This is a genomic window from Burkholderia sp. Bp8998 (assembly GCF_003854235.1).
Taxonomy (GTDB): domain Bacteria; phylum Pseudomonadota; class Gammaproteobacteria; order Burkholderiales; family Burkholderiaceae; genus Burkholderia.
The window spans coordinates 1-19,641 of record NZ_QTQF01000009.1 but is presented as its reverse complement, the minus strand read 5'-3'; the positions used below and the strand labels follow the sequence as shown (position 1 = coordinate 19,641).

General features: G+C 66.5%; 17 protein-coding genes, 1 pseudogene and 1 riboswitch. Of the genes and pseudogenes, 14 read left to right on the top strand and 4 right to left on the bottom strand.

Annotated elements, in window-relative coordinates; translation table 11 throughout:
* Positions 1-90 precede the first annotated feature (90 nt).
* The 3 genes from DIE06_RS11885 to DIE06_RS11875 all read right to left on the bottom strand — a co-directional run bounded on the left by DIE06_RS11885 (position 91) and on the right by DIE06_RS11875 (position 3,583).
* On the bottom strand, positions 91-1,101 hold the full coding sequence (locus tag DIE06_RS11885) for a sodium:calcium antiporter (protein ID WP_124661587.1): 1,011 nt from the start codon (positions 1,099-1,101) through the stop codon (positions 91-93).
* 73 nt (positions 1,102-1,174) lie between these two features.
* A riboswitch (yybP-ykoY riboswitch) is annotated at positions 1,175-1,350 on the bottom strand.
* A gap of 149 nt (positions 1,351-1,499) precedes the next feature.
* Entirely contained in the window at positions 1,500-2,915 is a 1,416-nt protein-coding gene (locus DIE06_RS11880) for a heavy metal sensor histidine kinase (RefSeq protein WP_124661586.1), read from the bottom strand.
* The gene (locus DIE06_RS11875) at positions 2,912-3,583 is read right to left on the bottom strand and encodes a heavy metal response regulator transcription factor (RefSeq protein WP_124661585.1); all 672 of its coding nucleotides are present in this window, start codon (positions 3,581-3,583) and stop codon (positions 2,912-2,914) included. The genes DIE06_RS11880 and DIE06_RS11875 overlap by 4 nt, the downstream gene beginning before the upstream one ends.
* Positions 3,584-3,803: 220 nt before the next feature.
* Here DIE06_RS11875 and DIE06_RS11870 point away from each other — a divergent pair, with 220 nt between their 5' ends.
* The 11 genes from DIE06_RS11870 to DIE06_RS11815 all read left to right on the top strand — a co-directional run bounded on the left by DIE06_RS11870 (position 3,804) and on the right by DIE06_RS11815 (position 15,664).
* A complete protein-coding gene (locus DIE06_RS11870) occupies positions 3,804-4,856 on the top strand; it encodes an RNA-guided endonuclease TnpB family protein (RefSeq protein ID WP_124661701.1) in 1,053 nt (350 codons plus the stop codon).
* A 150-nt stretch (positions 4,857-5,006) separates the two neighbouring features.
* Entirely contained in the window at positions 5,007-5,393 is a 387-nt protein-coding gene (locus tag DIE06_RS11865; RefSeq protein WP_124661584.1) for a hypothetical protein, read from the top strand.
* 87 nt (positions 5,394-5,480) lie between these two features.
* The gene (locus tag DIE06_RS11860) at positions 5,481-5,774 is read left to right on the top strand and encodes a hypothetical protein (protein ID WP_124661583.1); all 294 of its coding nucleotides are present in this window, start codon (positions 5,481-5,483) and stop codon (positions 5,772-5,774) included.
* On the top strand, positions 5,771-7,438 hold the full coding sequence (locus DIE06_RS11855; RefSeq protein ID WP_124661582.1) for a TolC family protein: 1,668 nt from the start codon (positions 5,771-5,773) through the stop codon (positions 7,436-7,438). Before DIE06_RS11860 ends, DIE06_RS11855 begins: the two co-directional genes overlap by 4 nt.
* 1 nt (position 7,439) lies before the next feature.
* Complete coding sequence (locus DIE06_RS11850; protein WP_124661581.1) at positions 7,440-8,735, top strand: multicopper oxidase family protein; 1,296 nt, start codon at positions 7,440-7,442, stop codon at positions 8,733-8,735.
* Positions 8,736-8,811: 76 nt separating this feature from the next.
* A complete protein-coding gene (locus tag DIE06_RS11845; RefSeq protein WP_124661580.1) occupies positions 8,812-9,159 on the top strand; it encodes a copper-binding protein in 348 nt (115 codons plus the stop codon).
* A 14-nt stretch (positions 9,160-9,173) separates the two neighbouring features.
* Positions 9,174-9,560 (top strand): copper homeostasis periplasmic binding protein CopC, encoded by a 387-nt coding sequence (gene copC / locus DIE06_RS11840; RefSeq protein ID WP_185733391.1) that lies wholly within the window; start codon positions 9,174-9,176, stop codon positions 9,558-9,560.
* Positions 9,557-10,498, top strand: a complete 942-nt coding sequence (locus DIE06_RS11835) for a CopD family protein (RefSeq protein ID WP_124661578.1) — start codon at positions 9,557-9,559, stop codon at positions 10,496-10,498. The genes copC and DIE06_RS11835 overlap by 4 nt, the downstream gene beginning before the upstream one ends.
* A gap of 212 nt (positions 10,499-10,710) precedes the next feature.
* The gene (locus DIE06_RS11830) at positions 10,711-12,522 is read left to right on the top strand and encodes an ExeM/NucH family extracellular endonuclease (protein WP_124661577.1); all 1,812 of its coding nucleotides are present in this window, start codon (positions 10,711-10,713) and stop codon (positions 12,520-12,522) included.
* Between the two features lie 818 nt (positions 12,523-13,340).
* Positions 13,341-15,191: a S10 family serine carboxypeptidase-like protein gene (locus tag DIE06_RS11820; RefSeq protein ID WP_124661576.1), complete on the top strand. Its 1,851-nt coding sequence runs from the start codon at positions 13,341-13,343 to the stop codon at positions 15,189-15,191.
* Between the two features lie 44 nt (positions 15,192-15,235).
* On the top strand, positions 15,236-15,664 hold the full coding sequence (locus tag DIE06_RS11815; RefSeq protein ID WP_124661575.1) for a 2-oxoglutarate dehydrogenase: 429 nt from the start codon (positions 15,236-15,238) through the stop codon (positions 15,662-15,664).
* Between the two features lie 188 nt (positions 15,665-15,852).
* On the opposite strand, the gene DIE06_RS11810 is transcribed toward DIE06_RS11815, so the two are convergent.
* Positions 15,853-16,857: a helix-turn-helix domain-containing protein gene (locus DIE06_RS11810; protein WP_124661574.1), complete on the bottom strand. Its 1,005-nt coding sequence runs from the start codon at positions 16,855-16,857 to the stop codon at positions 15,853-15,855.
* Between the two features lie 249 nt (positions 16,858-17,106).
* On the opposite strand from DIE06_RS11810, the gene DIE06_RS11805 reads away from it, so the two are divergent.
* The 3 genes and pseudogenes from DIE06_RS11805 to glyA form a co-directional block, all read left to right on the top strand.
* Positions 17,107-18,354, top strand: a complete 1,248-nt coding sequence (locus tag DIE06_RS11805) for a D-arabinono-1,4-lactone oxidase (protein ID WP_124661573.1) — start codon at positions 17,107-17,109, stop codon at positions 18,352-18,354.
* Between the two features lie 33 nt (positions 18,355-18,387).
* Complete coding sequence (locus DIE06_RS11800; RefSeq protein WP_124661572.1) at positions 18,388-19,167, top strand: SDR family NAD(P)-dependent oxidoreductase; 780 nt, start codon at positions 18,388-18,390, stop codon at positions 19,165-19,167.
* 319 nt (positions 19,168-19,486) lie between these two features.
* Positions 19,487-19,641 (top strand): annotated as a pseudogene (gene glyA, locus DIE06_RS11795) (serine hydroxymethyltransferase); the annotation flags it as partial.

The following is a 19,641-nucleotide window of genomic DNA, read 5'->3' as shown; positions in this document are numbered from 1 at the left end:
AGCGCAGCGAAGCGCGATGCAGCTGCGTGAGCGGCGGTCGGGTGCGCGCATCCGCCGGACGACGCACCCGATTGCGCCCGATCCGGCGTTTCAGCGTGTCAGCGTCACGAACAGGTAGCCGACGTAACCGGCCCCGTTCGCCAGCAGCGCCCAGATCGCGAGCCCGCGCGCGCGGGCATTGATGCGCAGCCAGACGGCGGCCGCGAGCGTGATGACCACGCCGGTCAGCACTTCGGGGCGCGGCTCCCACGGCGTCAGCATGATGCCGATCGCCGGCAGCAGCGTGCCCTGGAACACCATTGCACCGGTGATGTTGCCGAACGCGAGCGTGTCCTTCTTGCGGCGGATCCACAGCACGCTGTTGACCTTCTCCGGCAACTCCGTCGCGATCGGCACGATGATCAGCGACAGCAGCAGCGCGGAGATGCCGAGCAGGTGCGACACGCCTTCGACGCCATGAATGAAGCCCTTCGCCCCGCCGACGAGCAGCGCGACGCCGAGCGCGAGCTGCAGCGCGATGGTCGCCAGGTTGGTCGGCAGCCCGACGCGCGACAGGAACATCGCGTGCGGCGCTTCGGTGCCGTGCCCGGCATCGACGAGCTGCGTCGACGCGCGGAACGTCATCACGACATACGTCACGTAGATCCCGACCAGCATCACGGCGAGCAGCGCGCGGACGGCCCATACGTGATGCGGGACGAACATCGCGACGGTGGCGAGCGCGAACGCGGCGATGAAGTAGTTCAGGTCGCGCACGAAGCCGGTCCGCTCGGGCGCGATCGTGCCGGTCAGGCCGCGTGTGCGGATTACGGCGAGCGTCATCAGGAAGGTCGTCAGCGTCGCGAGCATCAGCGGCGCGCCGAGAATCGCGCCGACGCCGATCTCCTCGTTCACGGTCGCGTTCGACGTGCCGCCCGCGAGCGCGAGCAGCGGCACCATCGTTTCGGGCAGCGCGGTGCCGACGGCCGCGAACAGCGAACCGGTCACGCCTTCGGATATCTTCAGCCGTTCGCCGAGATGTTCGAGCGCATTGGTGAAGAGTTCGGCCGCGACCAGGATGACGATCAGCATGAACGCCAGTTCGACGAGCATCAGCGTCATGCGGCACCTCCGCAGGCATGCGTGCGGGCTGTGGCGATACGTGAGGGGAAGATCGGGAGGAACATGGAGACTCCGTGGTCGGACGTGGACGAACCATGACGCATCTGCCGACGTCCGACCAGGAACGACGCAATGCGTCCATGGTCTCGCCAGACCGATTCGGCCGAACGCGCCACGGCCGCAAGCCGAGTGTGTTGACGCGTTCGCTTTCCGGGGATGGAAAGCAGGCTACTCCCCAAAGACGAAAAGCAGTCTAGCCGAGCCGGCTGCTTTCGGCAAGTTCGTGCGGTCGTACCCGTTCATTCTGGGCGGTAAGCCGCGTTACGACGGATGCATATGCAATACCGGGAAGCAATCGGCATGCTCGCGCGGCGGCATCATCCACGCGTCACGCAGCGTCACGAAGCACGGGCCGGGAAATACAGCGCGAACGTCGTGCGTCCGTCGCGGCTCGCGACCTCGACCTTGCCGCGGTGCAGTTCGACGATCGACTTGACGATCGCGAGCCCGAGCCCCGCGTTGCGCGCCGCGCCGTGCCGCGACGAATCGATCCGGTAGAAGCGCTCGAAGATCCGCTCGATCTGTTCGGGCGGAATCGCCACGCCGCGGTTCGTGACTTCGACGACCGCGTAACCGGGCCGGGTCGATACGGCCAGCTCGATCGTCGACCCGGCTTCCGCATGTTCGAGCGCGTTCGACGCGAGGTTGCTGACGGCGCGGCGGAACAGCGTCGCGTCCGCGACGACCGGCGCTTCACCGTGTACGTCGAGGCGCACGCCGGCCTCGTCGGCCAGCGCCTGGAAATACGATGCGAGCCGGCGCAGTTCGTTGCCCGCGTCGAGTTCGGCGGTCTTCAGGTGCTGCCGCGCGTTGTCCGTGCGCGCGAGAAACAGCATGTTCTCGATCATCCGCTGCAGCCGTTCGCACTCCTCGATGTTCGAATCGATCAGCGCTTCGTATTCCTCGGTGGTGCGGGCACGCGACAGCGTGACCTGCGACGAGCTGATCACGTTCGCGAGCGGCGTGCGCATGTCGTGCGCGAGATCGGACGAGAACTGCGACAGCCGCACGAACGCGCGCTCGAGCCGGTCGAGCATCCGGTTGACCGACGTGGCGAGCTCGTGCAGCTCGACCGGGCCGCCGCGCGCGTCGAGACGCGCGTTGAGGTTGTGCGCCTCGATGCGCGACGTCTGCCGGCCGAGGCTCTCGACCGGACGCAGGCCGCGGGACGCGACCGCATAGCCGAGCGCGCCGACCAGCAGCGCGCCGAGCGCGGCCGCGAGCCAGATGTCGACGCGATAGCTTTCGAGCAGCGACTGGCGATCGGTCGCCGTGCGCGCCAGCGCGACCTGGATGGTTTCGCCCGACGGCAGCGTGGCGCGCGCACGGATGCAGCGCGACGTGCCGATGCCGGGCGGCGAGCAGGTGAACGGGCCGGCGGCCGCGGCCGATGCACCGGCCGGCTGCGGTCGTGCGATCACCGATGCGAGCGTGTGGCCGGCTTCGTCGGTGTGTTCGACGAGCGGGTGGTTCGCGCCGTCGTAGATGCCGAGATAGACGCCCGGATGCGACAGCAGCACCTCATGGAAGACGGCCGGATCGGCGCGCAGGGCGGCCGTCGAGCCGCTTGCGTGCGCGAGCTGCAGGAACTGGTTGAGCTTGCCCGCGATCTCGATGTCGTCGCGCCGGGTCAATTCGGCGGACAGCGAGCGATACAGGTACGCGCCGGTCAGCGCGAACACGAGCGCGGCCACGACGGCGAACGCGAGCGTCAGGCGCCGGAGCAGCGAATAGGGCGCGGGGCCGCCGCTCACGCGCGATCCTCGAGCACGTAGCCCATCCCGCGGATCGTGTGGATCAGCTTCTTCTCGTACGCGTTGTCGATCTTCGCGCGCAGGCGCTTGATCGCCGCATCGACGACGTTCGTGTCGCTGTCGAAATTCATGTCCCAGATCTGCGACGTGATGAAGGTGCGCGTCAGCACCTCGCCCTCGCGTTCCGCGAGCAGCTGCAGCAGCGCGAACTCCTGCGCGGTCAGGTCGATGCGGGTGTCGGCGCGCCGCACGCGGCGCTTGATCAGGTCGACTTCGAGATCGGCGACCTGCAGGATCTCGCGCGCATTGCGCGGCGCGCGCCGCAGCAGCGAACGGATGCGGGCAAGGAACTCCGCATACGCGAACGGCTTGAGCAGGTAGTCGTCGGCACCCAGTTCGAGCCCCGCGACCTTGTCCTCGACCGCCTCCCGGGCCGTCAGCAGCAGCACCGGCGTCTGCTTCTGCGCGCGCAGCCGCCGCAGCACCTCGAAGCCGTCCAGCTCCGGCAGCATCACGTCGAGCACGACGAGATCGAAATCCTCGTGCAGCGCGAGGAACAGCCCGTCCTGGCCGTTCTCGGCCACGTCGACCGTGTAGCTCGCCTCCGTCAGCCCCTTGCGGAGGTACGACGCCATCTTGGGTTCGTCTTCGACTATCAGTATCCGCATGGTGGAGCAGGCCGTTCGTGATTCCAGCCGGTCAGTGTAACGCGTGAGCTTACGGCGCCGCGCGTGCGCGAAAGATGACCGGTGGATGACGGGATTGTCATGAAGCGGGTTGGCGGTGCCGTGCCGCGCTTCATCAGTTGCTCCGAGAAACCTCGCCATTCATGGCGGGGAGGAAAGGAGCGCCGTCGACAGACGGCATTCCAACGCTACAATGACCGGCATGATCCTTGTCTACCGCTACCGGGTGAAGTCGCTCCACGGACTCCTTAACAAGCAGAGCCGTGCGGTGAACTACGTGTGGAACTTCTGCAATGACACGCAGAAGCACGCGCTCAAGTGGAGCAAGAAGTGGCCGACGGGTTTCGACCTGAACGTGCTGACGACCGGCAGCAGCAAGGAACTCGGCATCCATTCCGGCACGGTCAACGCAACATGCGAGCAATACGCGAAGTCGCGCAGCCAGCACCGTCGCCCCTACTTGCGCTATCGCGGCAGAAAATCGCTGGGCTGGGTGCCGCTGAAGGGCCGCGACCTGAAACGCGAGGGTGACGCGTTCCGCTTTGCCGGCAATACGATCCGTGTGTTCAGCAGCCGCCCGCTTCCCGACGGCAAGATCAAGGACGGAACCAATTTTGCGCAGGATGCGCGCGGCAACTGGTTCCTCAACATCGTGATCGAAATGCCCGATGTTCAGGCGCGCCCGATCCGTTCCGGCGTCGGCATCGACCTCGGTCTGAAAGACTTCGCCACACTTTCGACCGGCGAGAAGCTGCCCAATGACCAGTTCGGCCGCCGCGCGGCCGACAGGCTGGCGAAGGCGCAGCGGGCGCGAAAGCACAAGCGGCATATCGCGAAGCTGCACGCACGGGTGGCGAACGCCCGCGCCGATTTCCAGCACAAACTCGCGCTCGATCTGGTGCGGCGCTTCGATTACATCGCGGTCGGCAACGTGTCGGCCTCGAAACTCGCCAGAACCAGGCTGGCGAAGAGTGTCTGCGACGCATCCTGGTCGTCCTTCCGGGACAAGCTCCGTTACAAGGCGATGGCGCACGGGGCCACGTTCGAGGAAGTGGACGAAAGCGGTTCTACCCAGTCCTGTTCGGCGTGTGGGTCGAAAGACAGCACGACGCGGCCGAAAGGTATCGCGGGACTGCGAATAAGAGCGTGGGCCTGCAGTGACTGTGGTGTCGAGCATGATCGCGATACCAATGCTGCGTTGAACACTCTCCGATGCGGACGTGCATCGCCAGTAGTGGGAATCCCCTGCCTTTAGGCAGTGGGGGGACGTCAAGAAAATCCGGTCATGTTTCGGTCATGTCGTCGTCACGCCGGCGGCGATAAGCTGCGACCGTCTTGTGTCCGGAGCGCGCCGTCGCGGCGCCGCTCCCGTTCATCCGGTCATTGTCTGCCTGATTCCGCATCCATGTCGTACTGGCGCAAATTCATCCTCGTCGTGCTGCTGGCGCTGAGCCTGCCGATCCAGTCGTTCGCGACCGTGTCGATGCAGTGCGCGGGCGCGGTCGCTGCGGTGCCGCATGCGGAGGATGGGGCGAGCGCCGATGGCCCGGCTGCGCCGCATGCGATGCAGCGCGCGCACGGCGGACAGCATGAGCACGACAACCACGCACGGCACGCGACGTCTTGCTCCGCCTGCGGCGCCTGCTGTCTCGGTACGGGCATGGCGGAGGTGCCCGCGGTGTCCGTCGCGCCGGACATCGGCGTCGCGATCGTCTCTTTCGCGCCGTCAACCGTCGTCGTGTCGTTCCTGACCGGCGGCATCGACCGGCCGCCGCGCCGGCTTCCCGTCTAGTCCCTGCCCGCGGCCACCGGCCGCGATCCGCAAACCGTGCCGACGGGCATTCGACGTCCGCCGCACGACTCACGACGAGAAACATTCATGCGATTGATCATTGCGGCGCTGCTTGGCGCGGCGAGCCTCGTGCCGTCGCTCGCGCCCGCGCAAACCGCCTTTCCCGATCCGGCCGATGCGGCCGCGTCGGTGCCGGACGTCACGGTGACGTCCGCGTTCGACGGCTACGTGCCGTATCAGGACGACGCGGGCCCGGGCTGGAAGCAACTGAACCGGGACGTGATGGAGCGACCCGCGAAGGGGCCCACGACCGGACACGCGAAGCCCGGAAATCCGGCGGGCGGCGCTGCCCATTCGATGCACGGAGGGGCCGCGCAATGACGAGACTCGCGATTTCACCGCGCTTCGGCGCGACCGTGCTCGTGCTGGCATTCCTCGCCGGCTGCACGACGTTCTCGAAGGACGGCGGCTTCGACGCCGTGTCGTCCGCCGCATCCGAGCGCATCGGGAAGGACGCTGTCATCGTCAGGACGGACGCCGACCGCGAAACCGTCGACAAGCGGACCAAGGAATTGCTCGCGAAACCGCTGTCGATGGACGACGCGGTGCAGCTCGCGCTGCTGAACAACCGTGGCCTGCAGGCGTCGTACGCGGAACTCGGGCTGTCGGAGGCCGACCTCGTGCAGGCCGGCCGGCTGCCGAACCCGCGCTTCTCGTTCAGCCGCACGCGGGCCGGCGACGGCGAACTGAGCCTCGGCCGCACGTTCTCGGCCAACGTGTTCGCGCTGCTGACGCTGCCGCTCGCGACGAACATCGAACGCCGCCGCTTCGAGCAGACCAAGCTCGAAACGGCTGACGCGATGCTGAAGGTCGCGGCCACTGCGCGCCGTGCGTATGTCGAAGCCGTCGCCGCCGAACAGGCCGCGAATTATGCGCAACAGGTGCGCGACGCGGCGAGCGCGGCCGCCGAACTCGCGGTGCGCATGCGGCAGGCCGGCAACTTCAGCCGGCTCGACTACGCACGCGAACAGGCATTCCATGCGGACGCGGTCGCGCAGCAGGCGAAGGCGCGGCAACAGGCCGTGGCCGCGCGCGAGAAGCTCACGCGTGCGATGGGGCTGTGGGGCGAGCGCATGCAGTATTCGTTGCCCGAGCGCCTGCCCGACCTGCCGAAGGCGCGCCCCGACCTGCCCGATCTCGAACACTACGCGATGAGCAACCGGCTGGACATCCAGGCCGCGAAGCTGCAGACGCAGGGTGTCGCGTCGTCGCTCGGGCTCAGCAAGGCGACGCGTTTCGTCAGCGCGGTCGATCTCGGCTACGTGAACAACTACGAGACCGGCAAGGGTCACGAGCACGGCTTCGAGATCGGCGTCGAGATTCCGCTGTTCGACTGGGGCGGCGCGAAGGTCGCGCGCGCCGAGGCCGTCTACATGCAGTCGGCGAACCGGCTCGCGCAGACGGCGATCGACGCGCGCTCGGAAGTGCGCGAATCGTATGCGGCGTACGCGACGAGCTACGACGTCGCGAAGCACTATCGCGACGAAGTCGTGCCGCTGCGCAAGACGATCTCGGACGAGTTGCTGCTGCGCTACAACGGGATGCTCGCGAGCGTGTTCGAGCTGCTGGCCGATTCGCGCGAACAGGTCGGCGCGGTCAACGGCTATATCGATGCGCTGAAGGACTACTGGCTCGCCGAAACCGATCTGCAGGCGGCCGTCGGCGGCCGGCTGCCGACGACGCAGGCAACGCAGTCGACGCAGTCGACGCAAGCAACGCAAGCAACGCAAGCAACGCAAGCAACGCAAGCAACGCAAGCAACGCAAGCAACGCAAGCAACGCAGGCAACGCAGGCAACGCAGGCAACGCAGGCAACGCAGCCAATGCAGCCAATGCAGGCAACGCAGCCAATGCAGCCAACGCCGCCAACGCCGCCAACGCCGCACGCCAACGCTCCCGCCGCATCCACGCCCGACGCTGCTTCGCAGCCGGCTTCCTCACCCGTGGCGCAACCGGCGCCCGCAACGCATCCGGAAGGTCATTGACATGGTGTCCCGTCGACAATTTCTCAGCGGCTCGGGCGCCGCGCTGCTCGGTGCGGCGATGGTCAGCAAGGCCGGCGCGGCGTCGCTGCCCGAGGCGCCCACGATGGCGAAGGCCGTCACGCAGCCGCCGCTCGTGCCGCCCAACGGCCGCCCGTACACGCCCGTCGCGACGCTGAACGGCTGGACGCTGCCGTGGCGGATGAAGAACGGCTGGAAGGAGTTCCACCTGACGGCAGAACCCGTCGTGCGCGAGATGGCGCCCGGGATGAATGCGAACCTGTGGGGCTACAACGGCCAGTCGCCGGGCCCGACGATCGAGGCCGTCGAAGGCGACAAGGTCCGGATCTTCGTGACCAACCGGCTGCCCGAGCACACGACGATCCACTGGCACGGGCTGCGGCTGCCCAACGGGATGGACGGCGTCGGCGGCCTCACGCAGCCGCATATCCCGCCCGGCAAGACCTTCGTCTACGAGTTCCAGCTGGAGGCGCACGGCACGTTCATGTATCACCCGCACGCCGACGAAATGGTGCAGATGGCGATGGGGATGATGGGCATGTTCATCGTGCACCCGAAGGATCGCGCGACGATGCCGGTCGATCGCGACTTCGTGTTCCTGCTCGCCGCGTACGACATCGATCCGGGCAGCTACACGCCGCGTGTGAACGAGATGACGGACTTCAACATGTGGACGTTCAACTCGCGCGTGTTCCCGGGCATCGACCCGCTGCCGGTGCGGGCAGGCGACCGCGTGCGGATTCGTTTCGGCAACCTGACGATGACGAACCATCCGATCCACCTGCACGGCTACAGCTTCGAGGTCGCCGGCACCGACGGCGGCTGGATCCCGCCGGCGGCGCGCTGGCCGGAGGTGACGGCCGACGTCGCGGTCGGCCAGATGCGCGCGATCGAGTTCACCGCCGATCGCCCCGGCGACTGGGCGTTCCATTGCCACAAGTCGCATCACACGATGAATGCGATGGGCCATCAGGTGCCGAACCTGATCGGCGTGCCGCAGAAGGATCTCGCGCAGCGCATCGGCAAGCTCGTGCCCGACTACATGGCGATGGGCAGCACGGGCGGCGCGATGGGCGGCATGGAGATGCCGCTGCCCGACAACACGCTGCCGATGATGACGGGCACCGGCCCGTTCGGGCCGCTGGAGATGGGCGGCATGTTCACGGTCTGCAAGGTGCGGCAAGGGCTCGGCCGCAACGACTATCGCGATCCGGGCTGGTACCGGCATCCGAAGGGCACGGTCGCGTACGAATACACCGGTGAATTGCCGGACGGCTGAGCGGCACGCAGCACGCGGCGGCCGTGACGATGCGGCCGCCGGTTTCATTTCACTCACTCTGGATGGAGCACACACGATGAAGAAGGAACTGGTTTCGATTGCAACGGGTTGCGCGCTGGTGTTTTCGGTCGCGTCATACGCGGCCGGCGACATGGCCGGCATGGACATGGGCGGCAACGCGAAGCAGGGCGCCGCCGCGACCCGCGCGATGTCGCACGGCGAGATCCGCAAGGTCGACACGGCCGCGGGCAAGCTGACGATCAAGCACGGCCCGCTGGAGAACCTCGGGATGGACGCGATGACGATGGTGTTCAAGGTGAAGGATCCGGCGATGGTGTCGCAGGTCAAGGCCGGCGACAAGATCGACTTCGTCGCCGAGGACGTGGGCGGTGCGTTGACCGTCGTCGAACTGCGCAAGCCGTGATGGCGGGCCCGACCATGCACACGACGATCACGACACTCACGCGGCTCGTGCGCTTCGTCGCGGCCGGCGCGCTGATCGCCGCCGCGCCGGTGGCGGCCTCGGCGCACGGCAAGCTGGAAAGCGCGACGCCCGCGACCGGCGGCACGGTCGACGCAGCCCCCGACACGCTGCGGCTTGCGTTCAACGAAGACCTCGAACCGACGTTCAGCTCGGTGAAGGTGTCGGACGCGAACGGCAAGCCCGTCGCGCACGACAAGGCGAAAGTCGATCCGGCGACGCCGCGCGTGATGACCGTCGCGCTGCCGAAGCTCGCGCCGGGCGCGTACACCGTGCAGTGGGCGGCGATGACGGCCGATGCGCATCGCACCAAGGGCACCTATACGTTCAAGGTGAAAGGGTGAACGAAGGCTTCGTCGGCATGCTGCGGCTGGCGGCGGTGGCGATCCAGAACGCTGGGTTCGCCGTCGTCGTCGGCACGCTGCTCGGCAGCCACTGGCTCGCACGCGGTGCGTCGGCATGGCAGCGCGACATCGCGCGGCGGCTCGTCGCGACGCTGCGCGCTGCGTCCGTCGTGTCGCTGCTCGCGAGCATCACGGCGTTCTGGGCGCACTGCGCGTTGATGAGCGAAGTGCCGCTGCTCGACGCGGGGCCGGCCGTTCGCTCGATGCTGGCCGGCACCGGGTTCGGTCATGCGTGGCTGGCCGGCGCCGCGTTCATGGCCGTCGTCGTGCTGCTGTCGTTCCTGCGGCGCGTGACCGATGCGCGCTTTCCGTTCGCGTTGTGGGCCGCGCTCGCGGGCGTCGCGCTGGCGCGCAGCAACGGCGGGCATCCGGTTGATGCGGGGCTGTTCAGCGTGCCGGTGTGGGTCGACTGGCTGCATCTGCTGGCGATCAGCGCGTGGGTCGGGCTCGTGTTCGTGACGGCATTCGGCGTGATGTCGCGATTCGCCGGGATGCCCGCGAGCGAGCGCACGACCGGCGCGTCGTTCGTGCAAGCGCTTTCCGATGCGTCGACCGTTGCGCTGGCCGTGCTGTTTGCGACCGGCGCGTACAACGGGTGGCGTGGTGTCGATACGGCGGACAACCTCTTCACGTCGACGTACGGACAGATCCTGCTGCTCAAGCTCGCCCTCGTGCTGATCGCGGCGGCGCTCGGCGGACACAACCGGTTCTTCGGGATGCCGAAGCTGATGGCCGCGCTGAAGGATCCGGCGGTGGCGGTCCCGGTCGTCGCATTGCGCCGGTTCGGCGCGGTGCTGCGGATCGAGGCGGTCGTGCTCGCCGGCGTGCTGATGGTGGCGGCGCTGCTCGCGTCGAGCGCGTTGCCGGGGACGATTTAGCACCACGGCCGGCGGGCGAAGCCGGCACCGGGAAATCGTCGGGACAGGGGCGGTTCTTGTCAGACGATTTCCCGCTTTTCGATCGCTCGTGCGGAGGCCGGTCGCCATCGTGGAGCGAGGCCGAAAATTACAGTCATCTGTCTTTCGGTTACTAAAAACTGTCACCGAGCGCCGCTAAGCTTTCGCCACCCTCACAACCGGGATTCCCCGTCATGCGCTCGACCATCCGTCTGTTTGCCCCGCTATTGCTGCTGCCCACGCTTGCCGCACCCGTCCTGGCCGCCACCGCCGCCCCCGTCAGCCCGAACTGCGGCGGCAGCACGACACCGATCGCCGACATCCAGGGGCCGGGTGCGCCGTCGCCGCTCGCCGGCCAGAACGTGTCGATCGAAGCGGTCGTCACCGCCGATTTCGGCGGCACGGACGGCTTCGGCGGCTTCTTCGTCCAGCAGGCCGACGCGCAGCGCCGGAACCAGCCGGGCGTGTCCGAAGGCCTGTTCGTCTATGCGCCGAAAGCGCGCGCGAAGGCTGGCGATCTCGTGCACGTGACCGGCAAGGTCGAGGAAAAATACGGGCAGACGCAGCTCACGCTGTCGGGCGCGATCGCGGTGTGCGCGAACAGCCAGACGGCCACGCCGGCGACGCTCACGCTGCCGGTCGACAACCCGGGCACGTTCGCCGCGTATGAAGGGATGCTCGTGCGCCTGCCGCAGACGCTCACCGTCACCGACAACTACGAGCTCGGCCGCTACGGCAGCGTGATGCTGAGCAATGGCCGCCTGCGCACGCCGACGAGCGTGGTGCCGCCGTCGCAGGCGCGGACGCAGATCGATGCGAACGCACGCAACCGGCTGATTCTCGACGACGGCTCGAACAAGCAGAACCCGGCAACCGTGCCGTATCCGGCGCCGGAGCTGTCGGCCGCGAATACGCTGCGCTCCGGCTACACCGTGCGTAACGTCGAAGGCGTGCTCGAAGTGCGCTACGGCGCATGGCGCGTGCAGCCGCTGCCCGGCGCGGCCGCGCCGGCGTTCGACACGCGTTCGAACCCGCGTACCCACGCACCGGCGCGCGATCCGAAATCGAACCTGCGCGTCGCGTCGTTCAACGTCCTCAACTACTTCAACGGCAACGGTCTCGGCGGCGGTTTCGACGATCCGGCCAACCGCGGCGCGAAGAACTACGCGGAATTCCAGCGTCAGGAAGCGAAGATCGTCAGCGCGCTGAAGGCGCTCGACGCCGACGTGATCGGCCTGATGGAAATCCAGAACAACGGCTACGGCGAACTGAGCGCGGTGCGTCAGCTCGCGGCGAAGCTCGGCAGCAACTGGCGCGTCGTCGACCCGGGCACGTCGCGCCTCGGCGGCGACGCGATCGCGGTCGCGATGATCTACGACAGCCGCGCGGTCGAACCCGTCGGCCGCGCGTCGACGCTCGCGATCGACGACAAGAACCGCCAGCCGCTCGCGCAGTCGTTCCGCCGGATCGGCGGCAAGCAGGCGCTGACGATCGCGGTCAACCACCTGAAGTCGAAGAACTGCCCGGACGCGGCGAACGACGACCTCGACCAGGGCGACGGCCAGGGCTGCTGGAATCCGACGCGCACGCGCGCGGCCGCGAAGTTGGCCGACTGGCTCGCCGGCACGCCGACGGGTGTCGCGGGGCAGGGCACGCTGCTGATCGGCGACTTCAACAGCTACACGTTTGAAGACCCGATCCGCCTGCTCGAATCGCGCGGCTACCGCAACCTCGTGTCGCGCTGGATCGGCGCGAACGCGTACAGCTACGTGTACAGCGGCGAAGCCGGCTACCTCGATCACGCGCTCGCGTCGCTGCCGCTCGCATCGCACGTGAAGGCCGTGCACGAATGGCACATCAATGCGGACGAGCCGCTCGCGCTGCAGTACACGCTCGCGTACAAGTCGACCGAGCAGCAGAAGACCTTCTACGCGCCGGATGCCTATCGTTCGTCGGATCACGATCCGGTGCTGATCGATATCGCGCTGCCGGGCGGCGGGCGCTGATCGCCGGTCGAACGTCCGAACGACGGCGTGCGGCGTTGCCGCACGTCGTCGCGTGAGCGGTGGCGCTGCCGCTCGCGCACGCGATTTCTCCCTTCCCCCCCATGCATCACGTTCCCGGTTCGCGATCGCTGCAACGCGATCCGGAACGCGCAGCGCGAATGATCGCCTCTTCGTTGCGAATACCCGAGGATCACGCATTAATGCCGTTCGAGCGTCGGCGATTTATTTCGATGCCATGTAAATAATTCCACTGCTCGCTCGGCAGATTAATGGAGTCGGTATTTTGTGAGCGACGCCGGCTTTTATTCAACGATTCAAGCCAATCGACCAAGGATAATTAAAATGAAAGAAAAATCCTGTCGATCTGAAGGCATGCACGGTACGGCACCCGATCCCGTAAATTACCCGGCGACAAGCGCGAAGGCGGCGCCATTCAATACGAAACGGCTCGTGCAACGCCGGTAACGCGAACCATCGTGTTTTCTTTCAAAATCCAGACACTTATCTCCGTTCGCATCATAAGAGATTTTTTAATATCGGAATGATCTTTGACAACGCGGTGCAGCACCGCCTATTTTTGTGATGTCGTAAATTTTCGTCATACAAAAGTCGTCAAAACTGCAAAGGGGGCGGCGTTCTCGCATCATTCTCCGCCAGCAGTTTGCTGTGTCTGTATCACGTTCAGTCTCTCGAAGAAGTCCAATCCCCAACCGTCGTCTGCCGATCGTGCAACGCGAGTGGCGGGTATGCCTGCGCGTTTTTCGCCGGCGATGGCGGCCTGTGTGAAGCGGTATCCGACCCAACACAAGGATAGACGCATGAAACCAGACAGGAGCAGTACCGGCAGCCGCCGCGAACGTCGCGGCCGGCGGGCCGGGCTAGGCGCATTGACCGTCTTGACCCTGATGCTCGCGGGCTGCGGCGGCGACGATTCGTCGTCGGTCGGCGCGTCGAGCCTCGCGCAGGCCACCGCCAGCCAGCAGGCCAGCGCGCAACAGGCGGCCGGCAGCCAGACGCCGGCGGCGAACCAGCCTTACGTCGACCCCGTCGCCTATTCGATGAACGCGACCGACGGCCTCGCGGCCGCGCAGGTCTCGGAGAAGGCGGCGGTGATGCATTACCCGTGGACATCCGGCGGCACGACGGTCAGCTACACGACGACCACCGGCCACCTGACCGCGCAGGACGCGAACGGCAACGCGGAAGCGTCGATGTCGTACGTCGCGTACACCGCGCCGAGCACGAACGGCAAGCCGCGCCCCGTCACGTTCGTCTATAACGGCGGCCCGGGCTCGTCGTCGATCTGGCTGCGGCTCGGCTCGTTCGCGCCGACGCGCGTCGCCACGCCCGATCCTCTGTTCGGCAACAACTGGCCGAACTATCCGCTCGTCGACAACGCGGAAAGCCTGATCGACACGACCGACCTCGTGTTCATCGACCCGCCGGGCACCGGGCTGTCGGAAGCCGTGTTGCCGAACACCAACCAGAAGTACTGGGGGTCGGACGCGGACGTCAACATCATGCGCGACTTCATCCAGCGCTACCTGAACGTCAACAGCCGCGGCACGTCGCCGATCTACCTGTACGGCGAATCGTACGGCACGCCGCGCACCGACATGCTCGCGCTGGCGCTCGAATCGGCCGGCGTGCACCTGACGGGGATCGTGCTGCAATCGGCGATCCTGAACTACTTCGCCGATGCGGTGGAAGCGGTGGCGATCACGCAGTCGACCGAAGGGCTGCTGCTCGACACCGATACGGTGGCAGGCTACCTGCCCGGCTATGCGGCGGTCGCGGAGTACTTCAACCAGGTGTCGCCGGCGCCGGTCAACCCCTATCTGTACGCACTGCAGACGGAGTTGTTCACGACGCTGATCTACAACCAGCTGCAACAGTACTCGCAGTCGTGGGTGCTGAGCCAGCTCGGCATTCCGGACGCACTGGGCACGCCGGTGTTCCCGAGCGATGCGACGCTGCAGCTGTGGTCGATCCCGTCGAGCCTGACGCAGCAGGCGCTGCGCGGTTACTTCAACGCGAATCCGTTCGGCACGAGCCTGTTGCCGGGCACGACGATCGGCCGCTACGACGGACGCGTGTCGTTGCCGAACGCCGATCCGCGGCTGCAAACGGACGGCGACCCGTCGGACATCCTGATCTCGCAGCCGTTCACGAACGCGCTCGCGACGCAGATGCCCGACTACCTCGGCTACTCCGCGCCGAACGCGACCTACCTGCCGCTGAACGACAACATCATCCAGGTGTGGGACTTCTCGCATGACGGCCAGCCGATGCCCGACACGATCCCCGATCTGCTCGGCGCGCTGCAGCTCAATCCGAAGCTCCACGTGCTCGCGGAGAACGGCCTCCACGACCTGGCGACACCGTTCTTCAACACCGAGAAGCAACTCGCGCGGCTGCAGACGGTGAAGGGGCTGAACCCGAAGCTGCAGGTGAACTTCTTCCAGGGCGGGCACATGACGTATCTGGACGACGTGGCCCGTCCGCAGATGAAGCGCGACCTGAAGACCTTCTATCAGGGCAGGCGGATTCCGACCGCGCTGACGCTGCGCACGCTGCCGCCGCCGTGGCCGGACGAGAACCCGGCCGGCACGCCGACCGGCAGCGTGCCGGGCGCGACGGCCGCGACCGCGCTGGCAGCGGCACCGTAAACGACGGACTCCTTGCGAAAAGGAACCCTCTATTCATCCATTGAATGCGAGTGATCATGTCCCTAATCAACTTGATGCGGCGTATGTCTCCGTTGATCGTCCTCGGTGCCGTGATGAGCAGCGCCCATGCACTGCCGCCGCAGGCGGTGGCGCCGGTGAAGCTGCCGCACGGCGGGCACGGCGTCGACGGTCCGTTCTTTCCCTCGACCCGCGTGGCGCCGGTCTTACCGTCGACCGGCGCGACGCTGCAGCAGCAGGCGCAGAAGCGCGTCGATGCCCGGCTCGGCGGCAACACGGTGCTGAGCAACGGCGCGGCCGTGACGAAAGCGCAGGCGCAAAGCAGCGGGCTCGGGTTCGTCGCGAAGCACTTCGACGAGATCGATGCGAAACACACCGGTCGCGTGACGATGAGCGATGTGCGGCAGTTCATCCAGCAGCGCCAGGTGCAGGCGCAGCAGGAACAGCAGGAGTGACGGTGTAGCGAGGTCGTGCGCGGGAGGACGGCCGGTGCCGGTGGGTGTCGGCCGCCTGACTGTGGCGGTGGCCTGCTTTCGAAATGCCGCGGCGCACGTTCGGCCGCGGCTTTCTTCATCGAAGTTCCTCAGTACGCGTACAGCCGACGCGAAGCCGTGCCCCGCATCGCATCGCGCACGATCGACACTCAGGCTTCCCGGTGCGCGTAACGCCGCGCCGTCGCCGACGGCAATTCGCCGAACATCGCGCGGTAGTCCTGCGCAAAGCTGCTCAGGTGCCAGAAGCCCCACTTCGTCGCGGCCGACGTCACGGCCCCCCCGAGCCGCAACTCGCGGCGAACGTGATTCAGCCGGACGGCGCGCAGGTACGCGATCGGATTCAGGTTGAGCGTGTCGTTGAACGCGTATTGCGCGGTGCGGCGGCTGATGCCGAGCTGCACGCACAGTTCGGCGATCGACAGCGGGCACGTCGATGCATCCTGCAGCCGCTCCCGCGCGGCGTTGACGAGCGACCAGTACTTCGTCGGCCGCGCCGCGAGCGCATCCGCGTCCGGCGCGGGCACCGTCATCGCTTCGGAAATCGCATACAGCACGGTTCGCTCGAGCAGTTCGATCCGCGCCTGCGTCGTCACGTCCTCGATCGTCGCGCTTTTCGCGGCCGCGGCCATCGTGTGGCGCAGCAGGTCGCGCAGGCGGTCCGCGACCTGGGTCGTCATCGGGATCAGCGGCGCGAAGGTGCGCGCGCGCAGCGACGCGGCGAGCGTGCGCAGCGCCTGCGTCGACAGCTTGTCGGGCTCGATCTCGACGTTCACGAGCACGTGCCGGTCGGGTGAATAAAACTCGAACGAGCGCTGGCTCGAGAACACGTGCAGGCTGTCGCGGCTGCTCTTTTCGCCGCACATGCGCGCATGGCCTTCGAGCTCCAGCGGCACGGCCACCGCGATGCGGTCCGACGGCACCGCGCCCTGCTGCAGGATCACCTTGTCGAGGTCTTCGACCAGCAACCGGATGCCGCCGAGCGACACGATGGACGACGAACCATGAAACAGGCCGCCCGAGATCTGCGTGTAGTTGAGGTCCCAACCGTCGAAGATCCGTGCCTGTTCCTCCACGTCGGTGAACGCGCAGAACGCCACCGCGCGTGCGAACGGCGGGGCGCCAGGAAAATCGCTCGGATCGGCGGACGGCGTCATCGGGGTCGGGAGGGGGCGGGCCGGATCGATTCATTGTAGCCGCTGGACGCACCGGTCAAAAAGCCCGGCGGCCCGATTTCCGGTGGAAACCCGCGCTTGCCGAAATCCGATAGTGAAAAGCCGGCCGGCGCACTACCTTTGGCATGAACGCAATGCATCGCGCCGGCGCGGAAAGCATCCCTTCGCAGCCGGCCGAACCGAACACGCCTGCCGGCGCGGACCCGCCGGCGCACTTCTGGAGAGATATCGATGGAGCTTCCACGTGGCGGATTCTGGCGGAACTGGGTAGGCAATCAGTCGTGCGTCGCGGCGCACATGGCGTCGCCGACCAGCGAGGCCGAGATTGCCGAGCTGGTGCAGGCCGCGACCCGCCAGGGCAAGAACGTCCGATGCTCGGGATCGGGACATTCGTTCACACCGGTCGTCGCGACGAGCGGCCTGCTGCTGTCGTTGAAGGACTACCAGGGCATCGTCGCGGTCGACGAGCAGCAGAAGCGCGTGACGGTGAAGGCCGGCACGCGGATCAACGCGGTGACGCGGCATCTGAAGGAAATCGGTTTCTCGCTCGTCAACCAGGGCGACATCGATTCGCAGGCCATTGCCGGTGCGCTCGCAACCGGCACGCACGGCACGGGAACGACGCTCGGCAACCTGTCGTCGCAGGTCGTCGGAATGCGGATCGTCCGCCCGGACGGCTCGATCATGGAAGTGAGCGACAAGCGTGACCTCGACCTGCTGCACGCGACGCAGGTGAACATCGGCATGTTCGGCGTGGTGTCGGAGCTGACGCTGCAGGTGACCGACGCGTTCTGGCTGCACGACCGCGTGTGGCGCGAGGATTTCGAGGCGCTGATGGAAAAGTACGACGACCTCGCGGCGAAGCATCGCCATTTCGGGTTCTTCTGGTGCCCGACGTCCGAAAGCCGTCACCTGTACTGCCTGCCCGACACCACGAAGGTGTCGAACTCGAAGAAGGACTACGACGTGTGCGAAATCAAGGTGATGGACTTCACCGACGAACGCACGTTCTTCGAAGGCGAGCACGAGAAGATCGCGTACAGCGCCGAGGTCTATGCGATTCACTACGTCGCGAACTTCCACGAACTCGAATATGCGGTGCCCGCCGAACACGGCAAGGAAGCGCTGCGCCGCGTGCGTGAGCTGATCCTCACGAAGCACCAGGACTGCCTCTTCCCGGTCGAGTACCGCTTCACGAAGGGCGATCCGGCGTGGATCAGCCCATTCAACCATCAGGACAGCGTGACGATCTCGTGCTCGGGCGGTCCGAACGGCGTCGACTACTGGCCGTTCCTGAAGGACGTCGACGACATCCTGCGCGACTACGGCTCGCGTCCGCACTGGGGCAAGCTGCACTTCACGAACCGCGACGACGTGGACCGCTGGTTCCCGAAGGCCGAGGCATTCCGCGAACTGCGCCGCAGCGTGGACCCAGAAGGCCATTTCCTCAACGATCATCTTCGGACGCTGTTCAGCTGAGTGGTCCGAACGAACCAGACTGGAGAACGACGCATGAATGTCAAGATTGACGGGCGCCTGGCCGGCAAGGTCGCCATCGTGAGCGGCGGCGCGGGCGGATGCGGCGCCGCCGCATCGGAACTGTTCGCCGCGCAGGGCGCGAAGGTGGCGATCATCGACCGCGACGGCGACGCGGCCGAAACGCTCGCGGCGCGGCTGCGCGATGCGGGCTTGCAGGCGATCGGCCTCGGCGCCGACGTGTCGAGGCAGGCGGACGTGCAGCAGGCGGTCGACGCGGCCCGCCAGCAGTACGGCAATGCGGACATCCTGTTCAATCATGCCGGCACGCTGATCGTCAAACCGTTCCTCGACATCGAAGAGTCGGAATGGGACTGGCTGATGGGCGTGAACGTGAAGAGCATGTTCCTGATGACGAAGGCGGTGCTGCCGCAGATGCTGGAAAAGGGGCGCGGCAGCATCGTCTGCACGTCGTCGATCTCGGCCGTCTGCGCGACGCCGGGCGAGGTGCTGTACGACGCGACCAAGGGCGCATGCCACATGTTCGCGCGGGCGATCGCCGTCGAATACCGCGATCGCGGCATCCGCTGCAACGCGCTGGCGCCCGGGTTCATCCGCACGCCGCACGGGATGCGCGAGCTGAAGGACCTGCAGGCGATGGGTGTGGACGCGACCGAAGCGGCCATCGCGGTGCAGCAAGGCCGGCTGTGCGAGCCGTCGGAAGTGGCCGCGGCCGCGCTGTTCCTGGCGTCGGACGAATCGAGCTTCGTCAGCGGCACCCATCTGTTCGTCGATAACGGTTTCTCCGCTGTTTAGGCCCCATATTCTCAAGAAGCCATAGGCCAGGCACGACCTCTCCAGGAGCGGCAAGTTCTGTCGAAGGTACCGCAGCGATGCGGACCTTCGATTTTTTTTGCCGGTTCGCCGCGCGATGCGTCCTAGCGGATTGTCGTAATCCTTCTATCTGAACGAATTTGCGTCTGCTGGAATGGCAATGCCGAATAACCGTTCAGCCGGCATCGCGGGGCGGCATGGTTGTCGACGTCATCGGGCGCCGCTCCGGCGCTCGACTTCGCGGGTCCGGGCAAGTCCGGCCTACCAGGGTCAATCCATCACTCTCTTTTGATCAATCATCATGTTCAATCGCACTACCAGCACCGTCGCCGACGTCGATTCGGAACTCTGGACTGCCATTCAGGACGAGAACCGCCGGCAGGAAGATCACATCGAGCTGATCGCGTCGGAAAACTACACGAGCCCGGCCGTGATGGCCGCACAGGGTTCGCAGCT